The organism is Pseudolactococcus piscium, from assembly GCF_002441695.1.
Taxonomy (GTDB): Bacteria; Bacillota; Bacilli; order Lactobacillales; family Streptococcaceae; genus Pseudolactococcus; species Pseudolactococcus piscium.
Genome location: NZ_JXJW01000019.1, coordinates 1 through 25792 on the forward strand (window position 1 = coordinate 1; position 25792 = coordinate 25792).

General features: G+C 37.8%; 27 protein-coding genes and 1 tRNA gene. 24 read left to right on the plus strand and 4 right to left on the minus strand.

The window, feature by feature from the left end; genetic code table 11:
* Positions 1 to 103: 103 nt before the first annotated feature.
* From RU86_RS09290 to RU86_RS09335, 10 genes are all read left to right on the plus strand, one after another.
* On the plus strand, positions 104 to 1339 hold the full coding sequence (locus tag RU86_RS09290) for an FtsW/RodA/SpoVE family cell cycle protein (protein ID WP_096815057.1): 1236 nt from the start codon (positions 104 to 106) through the stop codon (positions 1337 to 1339).
* 108 nt (positions 1340 to 1447) lie between these two features.
* Positions 1448 to 1750 carry a PTS sugar transporter subunit IIB gene (locus RU86_RS09295; protein WP_096815058.1) on the plus strand — a complete coding sequence of 101 codons (303 nt, stop codon included), beginning with the start codon at positions 1448 to 1450 and terminating at the stop codon, positions 1748 to 1750.
* Between the two features lie 269 nt (positions 1751 to 2019).
* A complete protein-coding gene (gene abc-f, locus RU86_RS09300; RefSeq protein ID WP_096815059.1) occupies positions 2020 to 3498 on the plus strand; it encodes a ribosomal protection-like ABC-F family protein in 1479 nt (492 codons plus the stop codon).
* A gap of 32 nt (positions 3499 to 3530) precedes the next feature.
* A complete protein-coding gene (locus tag RU86_RS09305; protein WP_096815060.1) occupies positions 3531 to 4436 on the plus strand; it encodes a DMT family transporter in 906 nt (301 codons plus the stop codon).
* Complete coding sequence (locus tag RU86_RS09310) at positions 4433 to 5029, plus strand: HAD-IA family hydrolase (protein WP_096815061.1); 597 nt, start codon at positions 4433 to 4435, stop codon at positions 5027 to 5029. Before RU86_RS09305 ends, RU86_RS09310 begins: the two co-directional genes overlap by 4 nt.
* A gap of 253 nt (positions 5030 to 5282) precedes the next feature.
* Positions 5283 to 7244 carry a DNA topoisomerase (ATP-hydrolyzing) subunit B gene (gene gyrB / locus RU86_RS09315; protein ID WP_425435921.1) on the plus strand — a complete coding sequence of 654 codons (1962 nt, stop codon included), beginning with the start codon at positions 5283 to 5285 and terminating at the stop codon, positions 7242 to 7244.
* 86 nt (positions 7245 to 7330) lie between these two features.
* Entirely contained in the window at positions 7331 to 8542 is a 1212-nt protein-coding gene (locus RU86_RS09320; protein ID WP_096815062.1) for a phosphopentomutase, read from the plus strand.
* 1 nt (position 8543) lies between these two features.
* Positions 8544 to 9353, plus strand: coding sequence for a purine-nucleoside phosphorylase (locus RU86_RS09325; RefSeq protein WP_096815063.1), 810 nt, complete (start codon positions 8544 to 8546; stop codon positions 9351 to 9353).
* Between the two features lie 88 nt (positions 9354 to 9441).
* Entirely contained in the window at positions 9442 to 10506 is a 1065-nt protein-coding gene (dinB, locus tag RU86_RS09330; protein ID WP_096815064.1) for a DNA polymerase IV, read from the plus strand.
* A 63-nt stretch (positions 10507 to 10569) separates the two neighbouring features.
* On the plus strand, positions 10570 to 10779 hold the full coding sequence (locus tag RU86_RS09335) for a hypothetical protein (protein WP_143468107.1): 210 nt from the start codon (positions 10570 to 10572) through the stop codon (positions 10777 to 10779).
* 129 nt (positions 10780 to 10908) lie between these two features.
* On the opposite strand, the gene RU86_RS09340 is transcribed toward RU86_RS09335, so the two are convergent.
* A complete protein-coding gene (locus tag RU86_RS09340; RefSeq protein WP_096815066.1) occupies positions 10909 to 11346 on the minus strand; it encodes an A24 family peptidase in 438 nt (145 codons plus the stop codon).
* A 213-nt stretch (positions 11347 to 11559) separates the two neighbouring features.
* Here RU86_RS09340 and RU86_RS09345 point away from each other — a divergent pair, with 213 nt between their 5' ends.
* The 5 genes from RU86_RS09345 (at position 11560) to RU86_RS09365 (ending at position 14692) form a co-directional block, all read left to right on the plus strand.
* A complete protein-coding gene (locus tag RU86_RS09345; protein WP_047915723.1) occupies positions 11560 to 12021 on the plus strand; it encodes a Dps family protein in 462 nt (153 codons plus the stop codon).
* Positions 12022 to 12162: 141 nt separating this feature from the next.
* Positions 12163 to 12393, plus strand: coding sequence for a YqgQ family protein (locus RU86_RS09350; protein ID WP_047915722.1), 231 nt, complete (start codon positions 12163 to 12165; stop codon positions 12391 to 12393).
* Positions 12368 to 13351 (plus strand): ROK family glucokinase, encoded by a 984-nt coding sequence (locus tag RU86_RS09355; RefSeq protein ID WP_096815067.1) that lies wholly within the window; start codon positions 12368 to 12370, stop codon positions 13349 to 13351. The genes RU86_RS09350 and RU86_RS09355 overlap by 26 nt, the downstream gene beginning before the upstream one ends.
* A 2-nt stretch (positions 13352 to 13353) precedes the next feature.
* Entirely contained in the window at positions 13354 to 13746 is a 393-nt protein-coding gene (locus tag RU86_RS09360; protein WP_047915720.1) for a rhodanese-like domain-containing protein, read from the plus strand.
* A 4-nt stretch (positions 13747 to 13750) separates the two neighbouring features.
* The gene (locus RU86_RS09365) at positions 13751 to 14692 is read left to right on the plus strand and encodes an LCP family protein (RefSeq protein WP_179296263.1); all 942 of its coding nucleotides are present in this window, start codon (positions 13751 to 13753) and stop codon (positions 14690 to 14692) included.
* Between the two features lie 109 nt (positions 14693 to 14801).
* Here RU86_RS09365 and RU86_RS09370 read toward each other — a convergent pair whose 3' ends face one another.
* On the minus strand, positions 14802 to 15725 hold the full coding sequence (locus RU86_RS09370) for a phosphodiester glycosidase family protein (protein ID WP_096815069.1): 924 nt from the start codon (positions 15723 to 15725) through the stop codon (positions 14802 to 14804).
* Positions 15726 to 16166: 441 nt separating this feature from the next.
* On the opposite strand from RU86_RS09370, the gene typA reads away from it, so the two are divergent.
* From typA to RU86_RS09415, 9 genes are all read left to right on the plus strand, one after another.
* Entirely contained in the window at positions 16167 to 18002 is a 1836-nt protein-coding gene (gene typA / locus RU86_RS09375) for a translational GTPase TypA (RefSeq protein ID WP_096815070.1), read from the plus strand.
* A 24-nt stretch (positions 18003 to 18026) separates the two neighbouring features.
* A complete protein-coding gene (locus RU86_RS09380; protein ID WP_096815071.1) occupies positions 18027 to 18257 on the plus strand; it encodes a DUF3165 family protein in 231 nt (76 codons plus the stop codon).
* Positions 18258 to 18297: 40 nt separating this feature from the next.
* Positions 18298 to 18720: a tRNA (adenosine(37)-N6)-threonylcarbamoyltransferase complex ATPase subunit type 1 TsaE gene (gene tsaE, locus RU86_RS09385; RefSeq protein WP_096815072.1), complete on the plus strand. Its 423-nt coding sequence runs from the start codon at positions 18298 to 18300 to the stop codon at positions 18718 to 18720.
* Between the two features lie 65 nt (positions 18721 to 18785).
* A complete protein-coding gene (locus tag RU86_RS09390) occupies positions 18786 to 19301 on the plus strand; it encodes a GNAT family N-acetyltransferase (protein WP_096815073.1) in 516 nt (171 codons plus the stop codon).
* Between the two features lie 66 nt (positions 19302 to 19367).
* Positions 19368 to 20600 carry an LCP family protein gene (locus RU86_RS09395; protein WP_096815074.1) on the plus strand — a complete coding sequence of 411 codons (1233 nt, stop codon included), beginning with the start codon at positions 19368 to 19370 and terminating at the stop codon, positions 20598 to 20600.
* Between the two features lie 104 nt (positions 20601 to 20704).
* Positions 20705 to 20778 (plus strand) — tRNA-Arg (locus RU86_RS09400).
* Between the two features lie 285 nt (positions 20779 to 21063).
* Positions 21064 to 21558, plus strand: coding sequence for a hypothetical protein (locus RU86_RS09405; protein WP_096815075.1), 495 nt, complete (start codon positions 21064 to 21066; stop codon positions 21556 to 21558).
* Between the two features lie 351 nt (positions 21559 to 21909).
* Positions 21910 to 22395 (plus strand): ECF transporter S component, encoded by a 486-nt coding sequence (locus RU86_RS09410; RefSeq protein ID WP_096815076.1) that lies wholly within the window; start codon positions 21910 to 21912, stop codon positions 22393 to 22395.
* Between the two features lie 105 nt (positions 22396 to 22500).
* Positions 22501 to 23451: a hypothetical protein gene (locus tag RU86_RS09415; RefSeq protein ID WP_096815077.1), complete on the plus strand. Its 951-nt coding sequence runs from the start codon at positions 22501 to 22503 to the stop codon at positions 23449 to 23451.
* Positions 23452 to 23526: 75 nt separating this feature from the next.
* Here RU86_RS09415 and RU86_RS09420 read toward each other — a convergent pair whose 3' ends face one another.
* Positions 23527 to 24366, minus strand: coding sequence for a sugar ABC transporter permease (locus RU86_RS09420; protein ID WP_096815078.1), 840 nt, complete (start codon positions 24364 to 24366; stop codon positions 23527 to 23529).
* Positions 24366 to 25727 carry a carbohydrate ABC transporter permease gene (locus tag RU86_RS09425; RefSeq protein WP_096815079.1) on the minus strand — a complete coding sequence of 454 codons (1362 nt, stop codon included), beginning with the start codon at positions 25725 to 25727 and terminating at the stop codon, positions 24366 to 24368. The genes RU86_RS09420 and RU86_RS09425 overlap by 1 nt, the downstream gene beginning before the upstream one ends.
* Between the last annotated feature and the right edge of the window lie 65 nt (positions 25728 to 25792).

Genomic DNA, 25792 nt, shown 5'->3' on the forward strand with positions numbered 1-25792 from the left:
AATTTAACGTATTTTGTCTTCAGTCTGAAATAGCATCAGCTTGATGCTATTTTTATCTGCTAAATGACTTTATTTTTTAATGCAAAACGGTATAATAGACATAATGAAAAAACAAAAATTAACGTTTGATAGTCGCATAGACTATGCACTCATACTTCCTGTATTTCTGCTCAATTTGATTGGCTTACTTGTCTTATACATAGCGACCAACCATGATTACCCCCATCGTCTTGCTAAGGTGATGACACAGCAGATCACATGGGGCGTTGCAGGTGTTATATTGGCATTTATTGTCATGCATTTTAATGCCAAAATGCTTTGGAAGTTTACCCCAGTATTATATGGTCTAGGCCTAGTTTTGATGGCTTTACCGCTTAAATTTTTTGACCCGATGACTGTTGCAGCAACAGGCGCAAAAAACTGGGTTTATTTAGGTGGATCAAATCTGTTTCAACCCTCTGAATTTATGAAAATCTCTTATATTCTGCTAATGGCACGTGTTGTTGTTGCCTTTCAGAATCGCCTAAAAGATAGACTGTTCAAAGATGACTTTAAACTGATTCTCTATATGTTTTTAGTTACCTTGCCTGTCATGATATTGTTAGGCGCACAAAAAGATTTCGGGACAGCGCTCGTATTTATGGCAGTGTTTGCAGGGATGGTTATCGTCTCTGGTATTTCGTGGCGTATTATACTACCTGTTGTTGGGCTGGTTGCGCTTATTGGTGGTGGGATTATTTTCCTGACAACTTTTGATTCAGGTCGAGACTTCTTGAAGTCTGCCGGAATGGGTAACTACCAGATTTTAAGAATAGATGCCTGGCTTGATCCTTTTGCCAATGCCCAAGGGTCTACCTACCAACAAGCACAGGGCTTGGTAGCGATAGGGACAGGAGGCTTAGTAGGGCAAGGATTTAATGTTGTCAATGTTAGTGTGCCAGTGCGTGAATCAGATATGATTTTCACTGTTATCGGAGAAAATTTTGGCTTCATCGGCTCTTCATTTGTCATTTTACTTTATTTCATTTTTATCTACCGAATGATTAGAGTGACCATTCGTGCTAATAATCAATTTTATATTTATGTGTCAACAGGCATCACGATGATGATTTTATTTCATGTCTTTGAAAATATTGGCGCGAATATCGGCGTCTTACCTTTAACAGGGATCCCACTCCCTTTTATCTCACAAGGGGGGAGCTCGCTGATTGGGAATTTAATTGGTCTTGGGTTAGTCTTATCGATGACCTATAATCATATCCCTGTATTTCCTCATGATAACAGTCATCACATGCCGATTAGGACTAAACGTTCTAGAACAGATAATGCTGTATTATAACTAAATTGGTAAATACCACTTTTCAAAGTGGTATTTTTTATATATAATTAAGTTATAAAAAAGAAAGCGTTTACAGCATTTAAATGTGTAAACGAATTGGTAATTATCATGACAACAATCGTAAAATTATTTTGTTCTGCCGGCATGTCAACATCACTTTTTGCTCAAAAAATGCAAAAAGAAGCTGAAGCACGTGGTCTCGATTTTGATGTAAAAGCTTATGGCCTTGCTGAAGTTGATACAGAGGGACCACAAGCAGATGTCATCATGATTGGCCCACAAGCACGTTATATGCTGAATGAGGTTGCTGGTAAATTTCCAAATACACCTGTTAAAGATATCCCAATGCAAATGTATGGGTTGATGCAAGGTGACAAAGGCCTTGACATGGCAATTGAATTATTAGGTTAAGTTAACATGTGAAACACTTGAAAAAGTGTTTTTCTTTTGTTAAACTAAAGAAAAAAAGATAAGGCATGAGTGAAGTTACTCATAAGGTGAGGTCCATTGCGCAGATAAGTGATTGAAAAAATTGGAATTTTTTTCTTAAGCTTATTTTGTGCGGACTTTTTCACCTCATCATATCCCTTAAAAGAAATCGTATATTTTTCTGATACGATATTTTAAGGACAAGAGAGGGTTTTTCGAGCACGTTCAGCTTAAGCAGTGGAGGTGCTTTTTTGATTACATTAAAAGACATAAGGTTCGGTTATGCCGAAAAAAATATTTTTGAGACCCTATCAGTCACGTTTGATAGCAGCTGGAAGCTAGCCTTAGTTGGTAGAAATGGTCGTGGTAAAACAACACTAATGAAACTCTTGTTAGGCGACCTGCCATTTACGGGACAGATTCACTCGGATAAGCTTTTTTCCTATTTTCCTCAGCAAGTAGCTGACAAGTCCTTATTGACTAAATTTGTCTTAGACGACCTTTATCCTGTTGAGGACTGGCAAATACAGCGAGAATTAAATTTGCTTGGTTTGTCAGAAGCGACCTTGTGGCGACCATTTGAGACCTTATCAGGGGGTGAGCAGACGAAAGTGTTGCTGGCAGGTCTATTTTTAGATGAAACTACTTTTGCTTTAATTGATGAACCAACAACACATTTAGATCAAGCTAGTCGTGACCTTATTGCCAAGTATTTACAGGGCAAAAAAACGGGTTATATGGTGACAAGTCATGATCGTCAATTTTTAAATCTAGTGAGTGATCACCAGCTTGCCATTGAGAGAAACACCATCACCTTGCTTGCGGCAACTTATGCGACTTATGAAGCTGAGAAGGCACTACGTGATCGGTTTGAGTGGTCACAAAATGATAAACTTAAGTCAGAGATTGGCCGCTTAAAACAGACAGCTCAAGATAAGGCAGCCTGGTCAGATCATCGTGAACAGGACAAATCTGGAAAACCGGGTCAAAAAGGAAGTGGGGCAGTCTTTGACAAGGGATTTATTGGGGCTAGAGCAGCACGTAAAATGAAGCAATCAAAGGTGCTCGCGCACCGGATGGATAAGGAAATTATTGAAAAGGAGAAGTTACTGAAGAATATAGAGAAAGTTGACTTACTTGCCATGGCTTATCAGCCGACGCATCGTAAAGTTTTACTGGATGAAGCAAACTTGACAGTCTCTTTTGATGACTCTCCTTTATTTTTACCAGTTGACTTGATACAGCATGCTGGCCAAGTCACGGCAATTACAGGTGAGAACGGGGTTGGTAAATCACAACTCCTAAAACAACTTGTTGAGGTGGCGCAAGACAAAGGCTTAACCATCTCCTATGTCCGACAATTATATGCTGATAATAAAGGCAATTTAGCCGACTTTGCTGAGAGACATCATATAGATTATTCTAGCTTTCTTAACAATCTCAGAAAATTAGGCATGGCCCGTCATGTCTTTAATCAAAAAATTGAGGAGATGTCACTAGGCCAACAAAAAAAGGTGGAACTTGCTAAATCTTTATCTCAAACAGCTGAACTATTTATTTGGGATGAACCACTTAACTATTTAGATGTGTTCAACCAGCAACAAATTGAAGCTGTCATCAACCAAGTTAAGCCAGCATTGCTCATTGTTGAACATGATGCCACATTTATTAAACAGATTGCAGATCAGGTTATCACGCTTTTGCCAAACAAAAATGAAAATAGTAAGTGAAAAAATGTTCAAAAATATGTTAAACTATAAGAATGAAAAATATTCAGTCTCATGTGTTTAGGGGCACGATATATGCCATATTAGCAGGTGTTTTTTGGGCTTTTTCTGGAATATTTGGTCAACTCTTTTTTCAATCATACGCTGATAATGCCATGTGGATCACATCATTTAGGCTGTTAGTGGCGGGAGTTATCCTATTAGTGGTATCCTATCTGAGTAAACCGAGTGCCTTTTTCGATATCCTGAAAGATAAAAAAAATATCCCAGAATTGATCAGTTATGCCATTTTTGGTGTCCTCATGCTACAATTATCTTTTTATGAGAGTATTCAAGTATCTAGCGCAGCAACGGCAACTGTCCTACAATTTACCTCTCCAGTTTTTTTGCTGTTATATTTGGTGATTTTTAAACATCAGAAATTAAACTTGAAGGTAGTTGTGTTGGTGATTGTCGCCATGCTCGGTATTTTTTTACTCACGACACATGGCAACCTTGTAACGATGACCATCACGCCTTTAGGATTGGGCTTAGGCTTGCTTTCAGCAATTGCAGTCGGCACATGTGCGATTATTCCTAAACGCCTGCTACAGACATTTGATGTCCTAAACGTAACGGGATGGGGGATGACGATAGCAGGGGTAGTCATGAATATCGTACATCCGGTTTGGGTGATTGATTTTAAGCTGACACCAAAGAGCTTCTTATTAGCACTCGGTGTTGCAGTTATTGGGACAGCGATTGCTTTTATGTTCAATATGAGCGCAATCAAATATATTTCACCTGTGGTGGCATCAGTTTGTTCCGCCATGGAGCCGATTTTAGCATCAGTATTCAGTATCTTTTTATTTGGTATGTCATTTGATTTGCTGACCGGCCTATCAATGCTTGCTGTTTTAATCAGTGTCATCATGCTTTCATTAGAAGAAGGAAAAATATGAGTTATACAGATTATATCTGGGATTTGGGTGGAACACTACTCGATAATTATCAAACATCAGCCTTAGCTTTTCAACATGTCTTACGAGCCGATTTTGGCGTTGACGTGGGGTTTGAGGCCATTTATGATGCACTCAGAGTATCAACAGAGTTTGCAGTTACACAATTTGCAGCTGACCTACCAGAGTTTATCCAGCTATATAAGACAAGAGAAGTAGCAGATTTGCGTTCGCCAATCTTATTTCCAGGCGCTATAGCGGTGCTTGATGCCATCGTTAAACAGGGCCATAGAAATTTCATGATTTCTCATCGAGACAACCATGTGATTGAGATTCTTAAAGCAGCGAATATCTCTCAGTACTTTACAGAAGTTGTGACCGCTAGTAATGGTTTTGACAGAAAACCCAGCCCGCAATCTATTCAATATTTACTAGATAAGTATGAGCTTAAACAGGCTGTGATGATCGGGGATAGAAATATTGACATGTTAGCTGGTGAAGCCGCTCATATTGACACCATTTATTTTAATGCAGTTGATGATCAAACAAAGGTCACGCATAAAATAACCTGTTTGACTGATATACTCAGTTTATAATGACGCAAAAAATCACCTCTTGGCTTAGACAAGCCAGTAGGTGTTTTTTTGCGTAAAATATAGTATAATATAAGAGATATGGTGTGTAAGTAATCCATTACAGAATCGAAAACAATGTCTATTATTAAAAGGGGCGTCACTTGTCTTACAAGGCATAGCACCTAACTTGAAATAGAGTCATGCAACTATAGTCAGAATATTTAATGTATGTTCTGGTTTAAAAGTAGTTGTTTATAATTGAAAGAGGCTAGAGTTGACATCAGAAGAATTGCAAGCGATACAAACTAAAAAAGATAAGGCAGCTGAGTATGATGCCAGTCAAATCCAGGTATTGGAAGGGCTAGAAGCCGTTCGGATGCGTCCAGGTATGTACATCGGGTCTACATCATCAGAAGGGCTACATCATTTGGTGTGGGAGATCGTTGATAATTCGATAGATGAAGCTTTAGCTGGTTTTGCGACGCACATCGAAGTATTTATTGAACCAGATAACTCAATCACTGTTGTCGATGACGGTCGTGGTATTCCAGTAGATATTCAAGAAAAGACTGGTCGTCCAGCTGTTGAGACTGTCTTCACAGTCTTACATGCTGGTGGTAAATTTGGCGGTGGGGGCTATAAAGTATCCGGTGGCCTTCATGGTGTTGGGTCATCCGTAGTTAATGCCCTATCAACACAGCTTGATGTCACAGTCTTCAAGCAAGGGAAAAAATATTATCAAGAGTATCATCGCGGTATTGTAGGTGATGACTTACAGTTAATCGGCGATACAGATAAACACGGGACGACAGTTCATTTCATACCAGACCCAACGATTTTTACTGAAACGGTCGAGTTTAATTTTGAAAAATTAGCGAAACGTGTTCAAGAACTTGCCTTTCTAAATCGTGGCTTACGTATTTCTATTACAGATAAACGACCAGATGAGCATGATGTTCTGCGTTACCACTATGAAGGTGGTATCAAATCATACGTCGAATTTTTAAATGCTGGTAAAGCAGTCTTATTCGACCCAGCGATTTTCACTGAGGGTGAATTAGATGGTATCGCGGTTGAAGTGGCTATCCAGTATACGGGCGGCTATCACGCAACAGTCCTCTCTTTTGCAAATAATATCAGTACCCATGAAGGTGGGACACATGAGCAGGGCTTCAGAACAGCCTTGACGCGTGTGATTAATAACTATGCCAAAGCAAACAAACTCCTCAAAGAAAATGAAGAGAATTTGACTGGGGATGATGTACGTGAAGGCTTGACTGGTGTGATTTCCATCAAGCACCCTAACCCACAGTTTGAAGGTCAAACCAAGACGAAACTAGGCAACTCAGAAGTCTCTGGTATTGTCAATAAACTCTTCAGCGAAGAACTTGCGACTTTCCTTTTGGAGAATCCACAAGTGGCTAGACGGATTGTTGAAAAAGGGATTTTAGCTAGTAAAGCAAGAATCGCTGCAAAGCGTGCGCGTGAAGTGACTCGGAAAAAATCTGGCCTTGAGATTTCAAACTTACCTGGTAAGTTGGCAGATTGCTCATCGAACGATCCAGCACAAACTGAGATTTTCATCGTTGAGGGAGATTCAGCCGGTGGGTCAGCAAAATCAGGTAGAAATCGTGAATTTCAGGCAATTTTACCTATTCGTGGTAAGATTTTAAATGTCGAAAAAGCGAGTATGGAAAAAATCCTGGCTAATGAAGAAATTCGGTCGCTCTTCACTGCGATGGGTACAGGATTCGGTGCAGATTTTAATGTTGAAAAAGCACGCTATCATAAGCTTGTCATCATGACCGATGCCGATGTGGATGGTGCCCACATCAGAACACTGCTATTAACCCTGTTTTATAGATATATGAGACCTGTTGTTGAAGCTGGCTATGTCTATATCGCACAACCACCAATCTATGGCGTTAAATTAGGGGATAAGATCACCTACATTCAACCAGGTACAGATCAAGAGTCTGAGCTACAGCAAGCAATCATCGATATGACAGTCGGTAATAGAAAACCAATCGTACAACGCTATAAAGGGCTTGGCGAGATGGATGACCATCAACTTTGGGAAACAACCATGGACCCTGAACATCGGACGATGGCGCAAGTAACAGCAAATGATGCTGCGGAAGCAGACCAGGTATTTGATATGTTGATGGGTGATAGAGTAGAGCCTCGTCGAGACTTTATTGAAGCCAATGCACAGTATTCAACGATCGATATCTAAGCTGAACTGTATGGTATAAAGTTTATATCTCATAAATTTGCATCACGAGTTTGATAGCGGTACTATAAGTATAAAGGAGAAATAATATGTCAAAATTTGATCGTATTCACTTAGTTGTGATGGATTCTGTTGGAATCGGTGCAGCACCAGATGCTGACGAATTTTTTAACCACGATGTTGATGACACAAAGTCAGACACATTTGGCCATATCTCGGAGAACTTCAATCTTGAAGTCCCTAATCTGGCAAGCATTGGTCTCGGACATATTCCACGAGAAACACCACTTGTTGGTGTAGAAAAAGTAAGTGAGCAAACTGGCTATGTGACCAAACTTGAAGAGATTTCACGTGGTAAAGATACGATGACAGGCCACTGGGAAATCATGGGCTTGAATATTCAAGTGCCTTTCAGAGTATTTCCTGATGGTTATCCAGAAGATTTACTTGAAAAAATAGAAGCTTTCTCTGGTCGTAAAATTATCAGAGAAGCCAATATCCCTTATTCTGGTACGGCAGTGATAGATGACTTTGGTCCTCGTCAGATGGAAACAGGGGAGCTGATCATCTATACATCAGCAGACCCTGTCTTACAGATTGCAGCTCATGAAGACGTGATTCCACTCGAAGAACTTTACAAGATTTGTGAATATGTTCGCTCGATTACTTTGGATGATCCCTATATGATTGGTCGTATTATCGCCCGTCCATATATTGGCACAGCAGGTAATTTCACAAGAACTGCTGGTCGTCATGACTATGCACTTTCACCATTTGGTCATACTGTACTAGATAGCCTAAATGAAGCTGGCGTTTCAGTTTACTCAGTAGGTAAAATAAACGACATCTTTAATGGTGTTGGGATCAATCATGATATGGGGCATACACCAAGTAATATGGTTGGCGTAGACAGACTGATCGAAACATTGAAACTCCCTGAATTTGACAAAGGGTTTTCGTTTACTAACCTGGTAGATTTCGATGCACTTTTCGGCCATAGACGTGATATCGCAGGATATGGTACTGCCATTAATGAATTTGATGCTCGCTTACCAGAACTGTTTGATGCCATGCATGAAAATGATTTGTTACTGATTACTGCTGACCACGGTAATGACCCATCTTACCCAGGAACAGACCACACACGTGAATATATTCCCTTACTAGCTTACAGTAAAAGCTTTGCAGGAAATGGCGTCATCCCTGTCGGTCATTATGCGGATATCTCAGCAACTGTAGCAGAAAACTTTGGCGTTGCGCCAACTGAAAATGGTCAATCATTCTTAGGAGACTTAACATAATATGACATTTATTGAAAAAATTAAAGAAACAGCTGCGTTTTTGAAAAGTCAAGGCATTGGACATGTTGATTTTGGCTTGATTTTAGGGTCTGGACTTGGTGAATTAGCAGATGAAATTCAAGATGCGATTCGGATCGATTATTCAGATATCCCTAACTGGGGACAATCAACTGTTGTTGGTCATGCTGGGAAATTAGTTTATGGGACATTATCAGGAAAAAAAGTCTTGGCTCTACAAGGACGTTTCCATTTTTACGAAGGCAATTCACTTGATGTCGTGACGTTTCCAGTTCGTGTATTAGCTGAGTTAAAAGCAACTGGTATCATCGTGACTAATGCTGCAGGTGGCGTAACGCACGGTCCAGGAACTTTGATGTTAATTAGTGATCATATTAATTTCACAGGACAAAATCCATTGATTGGTGAGAACCTTGATGCCTATGGACCACGTTTCCCAGATATGACACATGCTTACGATGAAGCGTATCAAGCAAAGGCACATGAAGTGGCTGAAAAGTCTGGTATTGCCTTAGCCGAAGGCGTATACATGGGCTATTCTGGTCCAACTTATGAAACGCCAGCTGAAATTCGTTTCGCAGAAACTGTCGGTGCTGATGCAGTTGGTATGTCTACTGTTCCAGAGGTTATCGTAGCAGTCCATTCTGGTCTTCGTGTACTTGGTATCTCTGCAATAACTAACCATGCTGCAGGTAAACAAGCTGAACTAAATCATGCTGAAGTGGTTGAAGTGACAACACGTATTAAAGAAACCTTTAAAACATTAGTTAAATCTATCTTGATTGAATTATGACACCCCTAACTATCTTAGTTTATTAAGATAGTTTTTTTTACAGCGAGTGTTAGTTGATTTGACTAACGATATATGGTAATATAGCAATATGTTAACTTTCCCCCTTATTAATGATACGAGTCGAAAAATTATCCATATCGATATGGATGCTTTTTTTGCATCTATAGAAGAGAGAGACAACCCTAACTTAAAGGGAAAGCCAGTAGTCATCGCCAGAAATCCTCTAGAAACGGGTGGACGTGGTGTCGTCTCTACAGCAAACTATCAGGCACGCGAATATGGTATCCACTCTGCCATGTCTGCTAAAGAAGCCTATGAGCTATGCCCACAGGCGGTATTTGTATCAGGTAACTATGAAACCTACAGAGAGGTATCACATAAGATGCATGATATTTTTCATCGCTATACGGATGAGGTAGAAGGCATGGCTTTAGATGAAGCTTATCTAGATGTCACAGTAAACAAAATAGGGGCTACAAGCGCAGTCAAAATTGCTAAAATGATTCAGCATGATATCTTTACAGAGCTGCAGTTGACCAGCTCGGCAGGGGTATCCTACAATAAGTTTCTTGCTAAAATTGCATCAGATCTTGAGAAGCCGAGAGGTCTGACAGTGATTAAACCTGATGAAGCAATCGCTTTTTTAGGTAAATTACCTGTGTCAAAATTTTATGGTGTTGGTGCTAAAACAGCTGAAAAATTAGCGGCTATGGGGATCGAGCATGGCAAGGATATTCAGACGATGTCACCGCAGTTACTGGCTGAAAGACTAGGTATATTTGGCTGGGAATTATACCTAAAAGCAAATGGCATTCATCATGCAGTCGTTAAAACGAATAGGGTTAGAAAGTCAGTTGGTAAAGAAAGAACCTATGCCAAATTACTTTATTTAGAAACAGATATCACGGAAGAAATTAATAAGTTAGCGATTAAGGTTTCAAAGAGTTTACAGGATAATCAGTTAAAGGGACATATCGTTGTCATTAAGCTTCGCTATGCAGACTTTTCAACCTTAACAAAACGCTTATCTCTAGACCATCATGTTGATGATGCAACAGAAATTGGGACACATGCAGCTAGTTTGTTAGCATCATTAACGCTTGAAAAAAAAGGCATCAGACTGCTAGGTGTAACAGTAACTGGTTTATTATAAAAGCAGATAGTTTTGCGTTACCTAAAATTTATGGTACAATATTATCATGAAAGGGTGTTTGACGTGAAAAAATTTTATAAGTTTAAATACATATATCTAATAGAATTAGCCATTATTGCTGTTCAAATCATGTTAGTGGTTGCTGTGATGCATAATAATGACCAAGATGCTGTTGCGCGTGGCAAATATCTGCTTGATCAGCATGATAACGCTAATGAGGTTAAAGTAATCATAAATAAGCAGAAAATAGCTCCCAAGCTGGCCCTTAAGTAAGCCAAACGATTAGTGTTTTGATGGAAATAAGGGTAAAAAAGGGTTGCTGTCTGAGGTAACACATATGCTAAGTAATGGTCATGAAGTAACAAGTGAAGGCACCATGAAGCACTAGATGATAAGCACTTATCAAAAAGTAGGACATAAATAAGTCGTAACAAGATAGGCAAAAAATAAAAAAGGGAGAAAAGGAATTTCTTTTTCTTTTTTGTTTATAAAAATAAGATAATAAATGAGTGCGAGTGAGCTTGCTATAAATAGACAGAATATGAGCTGAAAAAATGAGATAGAAAAACTAATCAGGCTTAAATATAAGAAATCACCAGATCCAATTTTAAGCTGCAAGATTGTCGTCAGTCCTGCAAGCATCAAGCAGATTAAAATGAGTAGATTAAAGTCAACAGTTAGCAACAGTATCACAAAAATGATAGCCCATATCAGCAAGGGATAGGCATGATATTTGATATCAAAATAGACGAGTGGCAGGGAAGCTAAACAAATAATAACACAAGAGAAATCTAGCTGAAACCACTCCAAATAAGATGGAAATAACTGTAAAAGTGCCATATTTATCTATACGAAAAATAAACAAAATAGTTGCTAAAATCGCTGTTTTTTCCTATAATTAGAGTATCGAACCACTTAAAAAAGATGACGAAAAGTTGTCGTCATCTGCTTAATGGGGTTAGGTTTAATTTGGTCACTTTGCGCTATGTAAATCATCAAGTAAGATTTTTTTTGATTTACTAGTCTCATTTATAAAATAGATGAAGGAGAAAAATGTCTAGAGAAAAAACAAAAGCAGTGCTAAATCAATCAGTTGCAGACTTGTCAAAAGCCGCAGCTTTGGTGCATCAGGTTCATTGGTATTTACGTGGTCCTGGTTTTATGAAGTTACATCCTAAAATGGATGAATTGATGGCTGGTTTGAATGGCTATTTAGATGAATTATCAGAACGCTTGATTACGATTGGTGGATCACCAGTATCAACGCTTAAAGAATTTGATGAGCTCTCAAAAATCGACATGGCGCCTGCAGCATGGGGCAAATCAACTGAGGAACGGCTAACAGAAGTTGTTAAAGCTTATAAATATCTATCTGACTTGTTCCAAGATGGGATTGACGCAACGGATGAAGAGCATGATGCTGTCACAAATGATATCTTTACGAGTGCTAAGGGTGCTATTGAGAAAACGGTATGGATGCTTGAATCTGAACTTGGATTAGCACCAGGATTATAAATAGTAAACCGATATGAATTAACTCACCGATGGTGGGTTTTTTTGATGTCGTAACATAGAAAGATTAAGGGAGAATTATCAGGCTAATCCTATGGTTGTCATGTTTGAAAATGTTTTCAAAATATGGTATGCTATGATAGGATGAAAACTTTATATGATGTTCAGGAATTCCTTAAATTGCATGGCTATATCAATCTTTTTAGCAAACGACTTGATGCTATTTTTTTCATGGCGCAAGAACTAAAAACACTGTACGATGCTGGACTAATTCCAAATGAGAGAGACTATTTTACTGCAGATTTGATTTTGCGTAGAGAGCATAGACTTGAAAGTGAGAAAGTAACTGATGACAAAAAAAATTATTGGGATTGACCTAGGTGGTACAACCATTAAATTTGGTATCTTAACGACTGCAGGTGAAGTGCAAGATAAGTGGGCCATAGACACCACTATCATTGGCAATGGCAAACATATTATTCCTGATATTATTCAATCGATTAATCATCGCCTAGACTTATATCATCTTGATAAATCAGATTTTTTAGGGATTGGTATGGGGTCGCCAGGATCGGTGGATATTATCAATAATACCGTAATAGGTGCCTATAATCTTGGCTGGGATACTCTACAAGAGGTTGGTCTAGCGATAGAGTCAGGTGTAGGACTACCTTTCTCACTTGATAATGATGCTAATGTTGCTGCATTGGGTGAACGTTGGGTTGGCGCTGGTGAAAATAATCCAGACGTCATTTTCATGACACTTGGTACAGGTGTTGGTGGAGGTATCATCGCAGCAGGTAACCTGATTCATGGCGTTGCAGGTGCAGGTGGGGAAATCGGACATGTCACAGTAGATATTAGTGATGATGCCTTTGACTGTACTTGTGGTAAAAAAGGCTGTCTAGAAACAGTCGCATCAGCAACTGGTATTGTCCGTGTCGCACGCAAACTTGCTGAAGCATATGAAGGTGAATCTCACATCAAAGCAGCCATAGATAATGGCGATACTGTCAGCTCAAAAGATATTTTCATTAGTGCTGAAGCTGGTGATGTTTTTGCTAATTCGGTAGTTGAAAAAATTAGTCAATACCTAGGATTGGCAGCAGGAAATCTTGCCAATACCCTTAATCCAGACTCGATTATTATCGGTGGTGGTGTATCTGCTGCAGGTGAGTTTTTAAGATCACGTATTGAAACCTATTTCAATAGATATACGTTCCCACAAGTAAGGGAGTCTACTAAAATTAAAATTGCTGAACTTGGCAATGATGCTGGAATTATCGGAGCTGCTAGCTTGGCTTTGAAATTCTCTGAAAATGAGGTCGCTTAAAGATGTGGTTATATATCAATATTGTTTTAATTTTAATTATTATCGTCATTCTAGGGTATCCAATGATCAATAAGTTTAGAATTAAATCTGTCGCTAAACTAGTTGATAATCGTCAATTTTCTGACCAGCTTGTAGGCGGGCAGTTAATTGACCTAAGAGAAGCTGCCGAATATCGTAGATCTCATATCTTAGGAGCCAGGAATTTACCATTTTCTCAATTTGATCAAAGTATATCTGCTATTCGTAAAGATAAAACTGTTTTACTTTATGAAGCTGCGAAACCAACCATCACCGTACGTGCTGCACTTAAACTAAAAAAAGCAGGTTATACCGATATCTTTATTCTTAAAACTGGATTAAAGGATTGGCATGGTAAAACAAAAAAAGGAGCATGATATCATGGAATCAAGACGACATCGTGCTCAGTCTGCTACAAAAATAAAAAGTAAAAGCAAACAAAGTAAGCCTAAGCATAGTGTCTTAAAAAAACTTGTTTTACTAGTTTTACTTATCGTTATCGTAAGCATTGCCCTACTTACTAAGGTGTATTATGATGTTAAAAATGTGGCAAACAAGTCCTATCAGCCAATTACGCGTCAAACAACAGCACAACTACCCAATCTAAAAGATAAATCACCAGTCACTTTTTTGTTTATGGGACTAAACGGTAAAGTAGCAAATGATATCCTTGTTTTAACGATGAATCCTAAACAAAATAAGACGACAGTCATTAATTTGAATAGAGACATTTTTTTAACTTCCGAAGGCACGACTTTGAAAGAGCTATATGGTAGTAAAGGTGTGTCTGGAGAAATTGATGCAGTACAAACTTTGTTAGGTACTAAAATTTCACGATATATGACTTTTGATCTGGTGGGATTAGGCGATTTTGTTGAGGCTGTTGGTGGTATCAATGTACAAAATACAATCCATTTCAACTCTGATGGATTTGAATTTAAACCAGGTACATTAAACCTAAAAAAATCTGATGAAGTCAAAGCCTATTTAAATAAAATTGGCAATGATGCAATGAATGCTGAAGATATGCTGATTGAACGCGAGCAATCTGTTTTGATAGCAGTTGTGCCAAAAATGAAATCAGTTAATACCGTCCTAAAATATAAAACATTTCTTAATGCCTTTGGTAATCATGTTAAAACAGATTTTCTATTTGATAATTTAAAACAACTGGGGATCAGTTATAATGGTGTTTTAGGGAATATTTCAAAACAAAATGTCAAAACAATCAAAGTGACGATTGATGGACAAGAAAGAAAGATGATTTCTGAGGAGCAAGTAAAGAAAGCGCATGATAAGTTAGAAGCAGCTTTAATAGAATAACTTCAGCTTTTCCTGATAGTTGATTACGACTAGATATTTCATGATGATATAGCAAACCCCACCAAGTTTACTCGGTGGGGTTTTTGCATGTATTAGAATCGACGATAGTCTACCGTAGTACGATGAAGTCAGCTACTGGGCGGCCATCTTGACTGGCAAAGATAGTTTGACCATTAAGTGACATCTGTGAAGAACCGCCACCATCAAGTACAACTAAGTTTTGTAAATTTAGATTAGCTACTGCAGCCATCGTCCCATCATAGCCGACACTTGTATCTGAAATAATTAAATAGATATTATTATCAGCATCATTGCCAATATAAGAATGAATCATCCAATTGACAGTTCCATCATTCGGTAGGATAACACCATCTTTGATTAAGATGCTCCCAAAACCATAGCTTTGTTGGGCACCTTTTTTAACAATTTCGTCAGCCGGTGTTGTTAGATCATAACCTTTAGCTGAGCCATCTTTGTTAATAACGAAAGCAGCACTACCGTAGGCTGTATTTGACCAGTTAGAGAATACCTGGCCATTGTTAATCTGAAAGCCAACAATTTGTCCACTATTCATGTCAAATCCAGATGTATTTAAAATGAGTGAATCAGGATACTTAGCTACAATGTCAGACATCATGAAAGTACCAGGGATTTGTGCAGTAGCTGTTTTAAGCACCTTTGGATTATTAGCACGATATATTGTGACACCCTGAACAGATAAGTCAGTAAACTTGTCCAGTTTTTTCTTGGATTTAACTTTTACCCAACCAGCATCACCAGTATCTTCTTTGACATCTGCTGGTGCGATAGCGACGGAGCTTGAAGCAACGATACCATTTGAACTACTTGTCTTTTGAGGTTTAACAGCTGAAGAATTCGTGTGTTTTGCATGTAAGACCGTGTAAGCAATACCTGAACTGATTAGCAGTAGGATTACGATAATACTAATAAATAATGTTTTACGCTTTGTTTTCTTGGGTTTACTGCGATTAGCATCTGTCCGTTGAGATCTTTTTTTATTTTTTACAGTCATTTAAATACGATAAAACTCCAATTTTCTGTTTTTGCAGATAGTAGCTAGTTAACTTGTTACGTTATCTAGCTAGCAATCTTTTTTCGATTATGATTAGATTGTTTAACTTTCAATACTTTATTATAAAATGGAACTACGGTTAAGTCAAGCGCGGAATACGCTAAGTCTAATTATTGTCTATCTTACCATCTTTTAAGACATGGTTATATTGGTTACATGTCTTTTTTCAAAGTGTTATCTTAAGCTAGCCGATGATTGCAAAAATAATATTTTGTAAAAGCAATCACATGGCCATTTTCCTTGCAATTTTCAGAAAATATGTTATACTTATAAAGTTGAAAATAGAATAAAGGTCATCTCTAAAAAGTGTTCAAGTGATAGTGCGTTAAGTTTCGCAGATTTGAGTTTTTTAGATTTGGTCTCAAATAATGAGGTAAAATCTTGACTAAATTACGCGAAGACATTCGTAATGTTGCAATCATCGCCCACGTTGACCATGGAAAAACAACACTTGTTGATGAACTCTTAAAGCAATCTGATACCCTAAATGCTAGAGCACATCTTGATGATCGTGCTATGGATTCAAACGATCTTGAAAAAGAACGTGGTATTACGATCCTTGCTAAAAATACAGCAGTTAAATATAAAGAAAAACATATCAACATCTTGGATACACCTGGTCACGCGGATTTCGGTGGCGAAGTAGAACGTATCATGAAAATGGTTGATGGTGTTGTCCTTGTTGTTGATGCTTATGAAGGTACAATGCCGCAAACGCGTTTTGTATTGAAAAAAGCGTTAGACCAAGGTTTGACACCAATCGTTGTTGTTAATAAAATTGACAAACCATCTGCACGTCCTGAAGAAGTCGTAGATGAAGTATTAGAGCTTTTGATTGAACTTGGTGCTGACGAAGAACAACTTGAATTCCCAGTAGTTTATGCGTCTGCAATCAATGGGACATCAAGTCTTTCAGATTCACTTGACACGCAAGAACATACGATGGCGCCATTGTTTGAAACAATCGTTGACCATATTCCTGCACCAGTTGATAACTCTGAAGAACCGTTACAATTCCAAGTATCATTACTTGACTACAACGATTTCGTTGGTCGTATCGGTATCGGACGTGTTTTCCGTGGGACGATTAAAGTTGGTGACAGCGTTACCTTGTCTAAACTTGATGGGTCAAAACAAAACTTCCGCGTTACAAAACTATTTGGTTTCTTCGGTCTAGACCGTGTTGAAATCAAAGAAGCAAAAGCTGGTGACTTGATTGCCGTTTCTGGTATGGATGATATCTTTGTTGGTGAAACTGTTACACCGTCTAACCACATCGATCCATTACCAATTCTGCACATTGATGAACCAACGTTGCAAATGACATTCCTTGTCAACAACTCACCTTTTGCTGGTCGCGAAGGTAAATGGGTAACATCACGTAAGATTGAAGAACGTCTCCAATCTGAGTTACAAACTGACGTTTCTCTACGTATCGACCCAACTGACTCACCTGACCGTTGGATCGTATCTGGTCGTGGCGAATTGCATTTGTCAATCTTGATTGAAACAATGCGTCGTGAAGGCTATGAGCTTCAAGTATCACGTCCAGAAGTCATTGAACGCGAAATTGATGGCGTTCGTTCTGAACCGTTTGAACGTGTTCAAATCGACACACCTGAAGAATACCAAGGATCAATCATCCAAGCACTCTCTGAACGTAAAGGGAACATGCAAGACATGATTAACACTGGTAACGGTCAAGTTCGTTTGATCTTCCTCGTACCTGCTCGTGGCTTAATCGGATTCTCTACTGAATTCTTATCTATGACACGTGGTTATGGTATCATGAACCATACGTATGACCAATATATGCCTATGATTCACGAACAAATCGGTGGTCGTAGTCGTGGTGCACTTGTTTCAGCTGATTCAGGTAAAACTACAACTTACGCGATCATGGGTGTTGAAGAACGTGGTACAATCTTTGTTAATCCAGGTACAGAAGTTTATGAAGGCATGCTTGTCGGTGAACATTCACGCGAAAATGACTTAACAGTAAACGTGACTAAAGCGAAACAAATGACAAACGTCCGTTCAGCAAATAAAGACCAAACGAACGTTATCAAAACACCACGTATTTTGACATTGGAAGAATCAATCGAGTTTATGGGTGATGATGAGTACCTTGAAATCACACCTGAATCGATTCGTCTTCGTAAACAATTGTTGAACAAAGCAGAACGTGAAAAAGCAAATAAAAAGAAAAAAAGCTAATATATTGAGTTAAGGAGGACAAAAATGTTTTATTTAATCATGCTTGTTCTTTTCATCTTATGTTACTTATTTCTTATTTCTGATGAAATCAAGAAAAGTTTGAATCTATTTGTCATTATCATTGGGACAGTTTTGGCTGTGACAATTATTCTTGGGCTAATTATTCAAAACAAAACATCTATTTTGCAGGGCCTTATCATCTTGATAGGCTTAGGCTTAATGGTTGAAAGTATTCGAGAAATTAATCAATTATAGAAAACAGTCTACGGGCTGTTTTTTTGTTATAATAAAGGCTATGATAGTGAATGAAAAACAAATGCAAGCAATTGCAGAAACATTAGGACGGAAACTACAAGCTGGTGATATCCTTGTCTTAACTGGTGAGCTGGGTGCCGGTAAAACAACCTTTACCAAGGGTATCGGCTTAGGGCTCGATATTCATCAGATGATTAAGAGTCCAACTTATACGATAGCAAGAGAATACCAGGGCAGGCTGCCTTTATATCATTTGGATGTATATCGAATAGGGGATGATCCAGACTCGATCGACTTAGATGAGTATTTATTTAATGATGGTGTGACTGTCATTGAGTGGGGGAACTTATTAGGACAAGCCTTACCAGATACCTATCTGGAAATTATTTTTGATTATGTGGCAGATGGTCGCGCAATAAACTTAGTTGCTCATGGTGATCATTATAAGCAATATCTAAATTAATAAGGTTTGTAGAAAAAGGTTTTAAAAAGATAATTCCCCATGACACATTGCTTAAAGGAAAAAATATGACAGAAATTATTATAAGAGAAGCACAAGCTCAAGATGCTGAGCAGCTCATTACATTTTTAAATGGTGTTGGTAAGGAATCTCACTTTTTGACACTCGATGACGCAGGCATTTTGATGACAACAGAACAAATGGCGACTTATTTAAGTCAAATTTATGAGAAAGACAATAATACCTATTTACTAGCGTTTATAGAAGACAAGCTTGCCGGTGTCATTAGTTTAACAGCTGATTTTCATGAGCGAGTGAGACATATCGGGGAACTATTTATTGCAGTTGGCAGCGCCTTTCAAGGCTACGGTATTGGTCAGCTATTAATGACTGATTTACTGGATGATATAGCAGAAGTAGGGATCATACAGAGACTAGAACTGCAAGTTCAAAAACGGAATACAAGAGCAGTTCATCTCTATGAAAAATATGGTTTTGAGGTAGAATCAATTAGGAAATATGGTGCTAGAGATGAACATGGTCAATTGATTGATGTATTAGAGATGGTACATTTTTTTGACTAACATTACATCTTTGTGACAAATAGTTGTTTTAAGGTTTGATACCGCTTTTTTTGGTAAAATAGAGGTATGAAGGAAATCGAAAAAGTGTCTCGTAGTAGAAAGCATGACTTAAATCAAGCAACTGGTAGAAATAGAAAATTTAAAAAAAATGGGAAACCTAAAATGGCTTTTTGGAAGAAGTTATTACTAACTTTGACCTTAGCTGTTTTACTTTTTTTAGGTTCAGTTTTTGCTTATAGTGCTATCGTACTAAATAAAACTGAGGACGTTTTTAGATCCACATTTTCAGATTTGGGTTTGAAGTCTTCAAAGAAAAGTGATGATATTATTAAGGCTACTGAACCTTTGACGATATTATTAATGGGGGTTGATACAGGCGGAGAAGGTCGCTCAGATCCCTGGGCAGGTCAATCTGATACGATGATTGTCATGACGCTAAATCCTAAAACGCATACGACGACGATGGTGTCGTTAGAGCGAGATATGTTAACGGATATCATAGATAAAGATGGCAAAACGATTGATACTGCAAAATTAAATGCAGCCTATGCTAACGGTGGCGCTGTGAATGCTGTATCAACGATTCAACAGCAGATAGGCTTAGATATTGATAAGTATACCCTGATTAATATGAATGGTCTAAAAGAGCTTGTAGATGCTGTTGGTGGAGTTGATGTAAATAATACGCTAGGGGAAACGATTTCGATAGAAGAGACTGAGCCTGATTATACAGCGACTATTGAACCCGGTAAGCATCATATTAATGGTGATCAAGCACTCGTCTATGCGAGAATGCGCCATCAAGATCCCGAAGGGGATATCGGCAGGCAAGCACGTCAAAGAGAAGTCATCGAACAACTAGTTGGCAAAATTTTAAGTCTTAATTCGATTACCAAATACGAGAAAATTTTGAAGGCAATATCTGGTAATATGAAGACCGATTTTGCGGTGACGGGTGGGTCTTTAAAAAGTTTACTTGGCTATAAAGATGCATTTCAGAAGATAAGATCAATTAAATTACAGGGTGTAGGAGAAATGCTTTCTGATATCTCCTACCAAGTTATGCCTGAAAATAACTTATTGAGTGTCCAAAATGCCTTACGCTTATCTATCGATAAGCCTACAATTGATACTTTATCGCCAAATATCGTCACTTTTGAAAATTATTATGGTGGTTATTCGCCAGATGCCATACAACCAACGGTTACAACAACTGTTTCTGGTAAAGCAACAGAGACAGTCTTACAAACAGATGGTAGTGAAGTGTCATCTAAAGTCTCATCAGCCTCATCTGAATAAAATTCAGATAGTAACTTGTATGGCCGGTTGATAAAGATAACACCTATATTCACGAAAAAGTTGACTAGTATCAACTTTTTTGATAGAATTAAATAGTTGTGTTTGGTCTCATAGCTCAGCTGGATAGAGCATTCGCCTTCTAAGCGAACGGTCGCAGGTTCGAATCCTGCTGGGATCATTTAAATAAGCTCTAAACCCGAGGTATTGATGGGTTTAGAGCTTTTCTTGTGCCAAGGTTTTGGTTCTGTCAACTTTAAGGAGGAATATCACTAAAATGAGTTAAATAATGTATGTGTCATTAAGGAGCAGATGGATAATATGTTGGTAAAACTGAAGCGGATGATGCTATTATTTTTTTAATATTGTTATTTGATAAATAGTAAAATTTTGTTTTATCTGGAAAATTAGCTTAAAAAATGCTATATTAAATATGTTTATAAAAATTATAGGTATAGGAGAAATTATGAAAGTTGTCTTAATTACAGGTTATGAAAATTCAGGGAAATCTACTATTTGTAAGATATTGAAAGAAAGAATTGTAGTAGATAGAGAAGATAGAGAAGATAGAGAAGATAGACTAGATAAGAAAGATAATATTATTATATTTGATAAATATCCTAAGGATAAAAAAGATTGTGTTGGAATTTATAAAGTGAACGATAAATATATTGGCATATCTAGTTATGGAGACAGCGAAGAAATGTTAGCACATGGTTTTTTGACCATAATTGATGAGGCGACTTCAAAAAATATTAAATTAGATACGATGTTTTTCACTTCTAGAAGTAAAGGTAGGACCTATAAAAAAGCGATCTCTTTAGCAAGTGAACATGATTCAAATTACTATAACTTCTTTTCAAATAAAATTCAGACTGTTAAAACATCTGATGAAACTATAAGGCAGCAAAAAAGTCAATTCTTAGACTTTGTTCTCAATGTCTCTAATACTGTAATATAATTTTTTTATTAGATAAGATGAGAGTAAAAGATATTGTAAAAAAGGGAAACAACTCATTTGATTAAACAAATATCGATGGATAGCATATTTTTTCTTGTACCTATAAGTTTTCTGGGATCATTAAAATAAGCTCTAAACCCTAGGTATTGATGGGTTTAGAGCTTTTCTTGTGCTAAATTTGTGTTAGCTGTTTGATAGACTTAATCGTGATGTATGCAAAATAATAGCTGTCTGTTTAACCGATTGCATTTATCATCATGATAGGCTTAAAGTAATAGCAAAATGGTGCTATTAGGTATGATGATTTGGTATACTTATAAAGTATGAATTAGCTATAGATAGAGGAGCCCTATGCCAATAAATAAATTAACTAGGCTAGCGATATTAACAGCACTTTCTTGTGTACTCAGGTTCAGTATGAGTGCATTGCCAAATGTTAAACCAATCACAGCACTTTTTTTTGTTATCATGCTGTGCTTTGGTTTAAGTGATGCGATACTGGTTAGTGCATTGACTATGATACTAACTGGTCTGCTAATGGGCTTTTCGATTATCATCCTTGGGCAAATTGTATCATATGCCATTATTTTAACGATAGCGAGTATGTTATGTCGTATCTTAAGCAACTTAATCATTAGGACAGGGCTAGTCTTTCTACTTACCATGCTATATGGTTTCGTGATTTCTATCTTTTCAGCCTATTTATTTGGTGCTAGTTTTTGGCCGTTTTGGCTTGGCGGCTTAACGTTTGATCTGGCACATGCTATATCGACAGCCTTATTTTTTCCAATTATATTTGGGATATTTAACAGGCTATTAAAGCAAAAAGTCATCTAATAGCCTATTTAATCATACTGTTTTCTACATAGATTTTTTTAAAAATATAACTCATTATATTTATTATGTGATATAATAGAAAACATAAAAGAAGGAGAATATTTAATGAATTTTAAGAAAATAGGGATTTTTTCAGTCGTCGTTGCTGGTGCTATTGTGCTAACAGCTTGTGGTGCAAAAGATAATAAAGCGGCATTTATCAAAGATAATGAGACACTTTCAAAATCAACCACACAAAAATTTGATATGAATTTAGAGAAGCTAAAGGTTACGGCGAGTGGAGATAAAAAAATGTATGCGCCTATCATTAATGGCTACTTAGCTGATTTTAAACTATCAGGAGAGTCTAGCACTGATGGTAAAAATTCGTCTGTAACGCTTAAGTTTAACATGCTGGGTCAAAGTATTCCCATAGACATGATTTTAAAGGAAAAAGATCCATACCTCAAATTGGATACACTTGAGCCCATTTTTAATCTATATATGCAAACGACTGGTGCTAGTGCCTATTATAATGGGTTAGATATGACGCCTATTAAGGGAAAATATCTAGATATAAATGCGATAGCTAAAGAAAGCGGTCAAGCTAGCAAGGACGTGTCATCGCTAACGCAAGCACAAACAAGAAAAGCAACTGAGAAGGCGCTAGATGTCTTAGATAAATCAGATTTTAGCAAGGATGGGTCTGCGATTACCTTAACGGTGTCGGGTAAAAACATCGCGAAAGTAACTAAAGCCTATATCAATGCACTACCTAAAGAAACTCAGGCATCATTTGAGGATATGACAAAGCAAAAAGACTTAGATAAAGAGATAGCAGACGTGATTAAAACAATCACGATCACGACTGATAGCAAAAAGAAAACATCACATATGACGATTGCTTTCACCGGTAAAGAAACCGATGGTGTCGGATTGTCTGGTGAAGTGTCATTAGATATGACGTATTCTGATAAAAAAGCAACGGTCAAAGTACCTGCTAATACGGATGTCATAAAATCAACAGAAGAGTTAACAAAAATGATGAGTCAGGCCATGCAGCTTAAGACAAACTAAGCGCATCTTTATGAATCAAAAGCACCCCCTAGAGTTTTATCTAGGGGGTGCTTCTTAATCTCAACTCATGTTAGGTTAACCTTTTACACCACCTGCTGTAATTCCTTCAACATAGTATTTTTGCATGAAGATAAAGAGGATAGTGATTGGAATGGCAATCAGGACACACCCTGCAGTAAAGGCCATAAACCAGTTATTGATTTTTTCAGGCGTGACCATAGTGAACAGACCGATCGCAATCGTATATTTATCGGTTTGGTCACCTAATATGACCTTAGCAAAGATAAAGTCCATCCAAGGGGCCATGAAGGCCATAAGCGCCGTATAAACGATAATTGGCTTAGATAGGGGCAGTGTGATTTTAAAGAAGATATCCGCTCTTGTCGCACCGTCAATCATAGCTGATTCATCCAGAGAATAGGGAATCGTGTCAAAGAAGCCTTTTGCGATATAAAAACCAAGTGCAGCGCCAGCTGAGTAGACAATGACTAATGCAGTTAGTGTTTGATCCAGTCCCATCGATTTTAAGATGTAATAGATGGCGATCATACTCATGAAACCAGGGAACATATTTAGGACTAATGCAAGTTTTAAGAAGCGATTTCTAAATTTGAACTTGATGCGACTCAGTGAGTAAGCCATTGCGACTGTTATGAAAGTCGATATGATCATAGTCAATAGGGCAACAACGAAAGTATTGGCAAACCATCTAGCAAAAGGAAAAGAGTCGTTAGTAAATAACTTAGCATAATTAGCAAGTGTAAAGTGTTTGGGGATAATATAAGGGACAGCCATTGCACCCTCACCACGAAAACTTGTCATTAAAATCCAAAAGATTGGAAATAGCCAGACAACAGCTAGAATAGCTAATGTGATATAAACTAGCAGTAAATTAATGCGCTTTTGTTTTTTCATTATATTGCTCCCCCTTCCTTATAAGCTTTTGTCCGTGTATAGGCAAGTAAGCTAAAGACAGCTGATAGCACAAAGATGATGATACCGATGACAGAAGCAAGGTTATAGTCAGCTGCTGTGACAGTCAACTTATAGAGCCAGGTCACAAGTAAATCGGTTTCGCCCGCCTGATAGAGTTTTGAGCTGACAGGTGCCCCTCCAGTTAAAAGGAAGATAACATTGAAGTTATTAATATTACCGATAAACTGTTGGATAAGCGTTGGTGTCATGATCAACAAAATCTGTGGGAAGGTAATTGATTTGAAAATTTGAAGTTTATTTGCCCCATCAATTTCAGCTGCTTCGATTTGTTCTGCAGGTAGGTTCATGATGATCCCAGTCGCAATCAGCATCGTCACAGGAATACCAATCCACATGTTAACAAAGATGATTGAAAATTTGGCCCAAAGACCATCCGATAAGAAGGGAAGTGGCTGCGAAATCAAGCCCCATTTCTGGAGGAGTTGGTTGATAGGCCCCCAATCACTGAGTAGATTTTTCATCGTTAGTAGGGAGATAAATTGTGGAACAGCCATCGTAATCACAAAGATGGTCCGCCAAACTTTCTTGAATTTTAAACCTTTTGTATTAATTAAAAGCGCCAAAATGATCCCGAAAAAGAAGTTGGTGACGGTTGCTGCAACAGCCCATACTAATGTCCAAGTTAACAAAGGTAAGAAGGTTCCTGCCATACGGCCAGTGAAAATATTGGCAAAATTTTCGACCCCAACCCAGTTAAACAGATGTTTAGGCGGGAGATGATTATGGTCATAGTTTGTAAAGGCGATGAGTGTCATGTAAATTAAGGGGAGTATTGTAAAGATAACAATACCGATTAATGGAATTGACATCAAGGTCATATGAAAACGGCCATCTGTAAGTGTCTTGACGTCTTCTAAAAAAGTAGCAGGTTTAAGATGCAGTGCTTGCATGGCAAACAGTTTGCGATTTGATTTTAGTCCGCACCAGAAAATGTAGCAATAGAAACAGACAAAAATGAGAGATGCTAGACCAAATATCATGATGAGCATCGAGTTGTCACCTTTTATTGCGACCTGTATCTTAATCCCATCTTGTGTAATCGTTTTGATGCCTTGTGTTTGCGTACCAAGTGAGATTAAGCCACCCAAAGCTGGTATTACCTGAATGACAAAGGTAAGTAGGAAAAGTACTTCAGCAATCAGGAAACTAAATCCTTTGATGAATTGCTTATGTCGCAAATTATTTAATCCACTGAATACAAAGGACAGTTTTGTAATGAGGTCACCTTTTATGAAGACGTCCTTCATTGAATAGTGGTCATCAAGTATTAGGTTGTTCATGCATCATACTCCTTTCTGTGATAGACTGAACGATTTTAATCTTGTCATAAAATAAGGGGGATTTC

Excerpts from the sequence above, each read along its gene's own strand:
- RU86_RS09290 (WP_096815057.1), top strand. The coding sequence starts at position 104 with ATGAAAAAACAAAAATTAACGTTTGATAGTCGCATAGACTATGCACTC.
- RU86_RS09295 (WP_096815058.1), top strand. The coding sequence starts at position 1,448 with ATGACAACAATCGTAAAATTATTTTGTTCTGCCGGCATGTCAACATCA.
- RU86_RS09305 (WP_096815060.1), top strand. The coding sequence starts at position 3,531 with ATGAAAAATATTCAGTCTCATGTGTTTAGGGGCACGATATATGCCATA.
- RU86_RS09310 (WP_096815061.1), top strand. The coding sequence starts at position 4,433 with ATGAGTTATACAGATTATATCTGGGATTTGGGTGGAACACTACTCGAT.
- RU86_RS09320 (WP_096815062.1), top strand. The coding sequence starts at position 7,331 with ATGTCAAAATTTGATCGTATTCACTTAGTTGTGATGGATTCTGTTGGA.
- RU86_RS09325 (WP_096815063.1), top strand. The coding sequence starts at position 8,544 with ATGACATTTATTGAAAAAATTAAAGAAACAGCTGCGTTTTTGAAAAGT.
- dinB (WP_096815064.1), top strand. The coding sequence starts at position 9,442 with ATGTTAACTTTCCCCCTTATTAATGATACGAGTCGAAAAATTATCCAT.
- RU86_RS09340 (WP_096815066.1), bottom strand. The coding sequence starts at position 11,346 with ATGGCACTTTTACAGTTATTTCCATCTTATTTGGAGTGGTTTCAGCTA.
- RU86_RS09345 (WP_047915723.1), top strand. The coding sequence starts at position 11,560 with ATGTCTAGAGAAAAAACAAAAGCAGTGCTAAATCAATCAGTTGCAGAC.
- RU86_RS09350 (WP_047915722.1), top strand. The coding sequence starts at position 12,163 with ATGAAAACTTTATATGATGTTCAGGAATTCCTTAAATTGCATGGCTAT.
- RU86_RS09355 (WP_096815067.1), top strand. The coding sequence starts at position 12,368 with ATGACAAAAAAAATTATTGGGATTGACCTAGGTGGTACAACCATTAAA.
- RU86_RS09360 (WP_047915720.1), top strand. The coding sequence starts at position 13,354 with ATGTGGTTATATATCAATATTGTTTTAATTTTAATTATTATCGTCATT.
- RU86_RS09365 (WP_179296263.1), top strand. The coding sequence starts at position 13,751 with ATGGAATCAAGACGACATCGTGCTCAGTCTGCTACAAAAATAAAAAGT.
- RU86_RS09370 (WP_096815069.1), bottom strand. The coding sequence starts at position 15,725 with ATGACTGTAAAAAATAAAAAAAGATCTCAACGGACAGATGCTAATCGC.
- RU86_RS09380 (WP_096815071.1), top strand. The coding sequence starts at position 18,027 with ATGTTTTATTTAATCATGCTTGTTCTTTTCATCTTATGTTACTTATTT.
- tsaE (WP_096815072.1), top strand. The coding sequence starts at position 18,298 with ATGATAGTGAATGAAAAACAAATGCAAGCAATTGCAGAAACATTAGGA.
- RU86_RS09390 (WP_096815073.1), top strand. The coding sequence starts at position 18,786 with ATGACAGAAATTATTATAAGAGAAGCACAAGCTCAAGATGCTGAGCAG.
- RU86_RS09395 (WP_096815074.1), top strand. The coding sequence starts at position 19,368 with ATGAAGGAAATCGAAAAAGTGTCTCGTAGTAGAAAGCATGACTTAAAT.
- RU86_RS09405 (WP_096815075.1), top strand. The coding sequence starts at position 21,064 with ATGAAAGTTGTCTTAATTACAGGTTATGAAAATTCAGGGAAATCTACT.
- RU86_RS09410 (WP_096815076.1), top strand. The coding sequence starts at position 21,910 with ATGCCAATAAATAAATTAACTAGGCTAGCGATATTAACAGCACTTTCT.
- RU86_RS09415 (WP_096815077.1), top strand. The coding sequence starts at position 22,501 with ATGAATTTTAAGAAAATAGGGATTTTTTCAGTCGTCGTTGCTGGTGCT.
- RU86_RS09420 (WP_096815078.1), bottom strand. The coding sequence starts at position 24,366 with ATGAAAAAACAAAAGCGCATTAATTTACTGCTAGTTTATATCACATTA.
- RU86_RS09425 (WP_096815079.1), bottom strand. The coding sequence starts at position 25,727 with ATGAACAACCTAATACTTGATGACCACTATTCAATGAAGGACGTCTTC.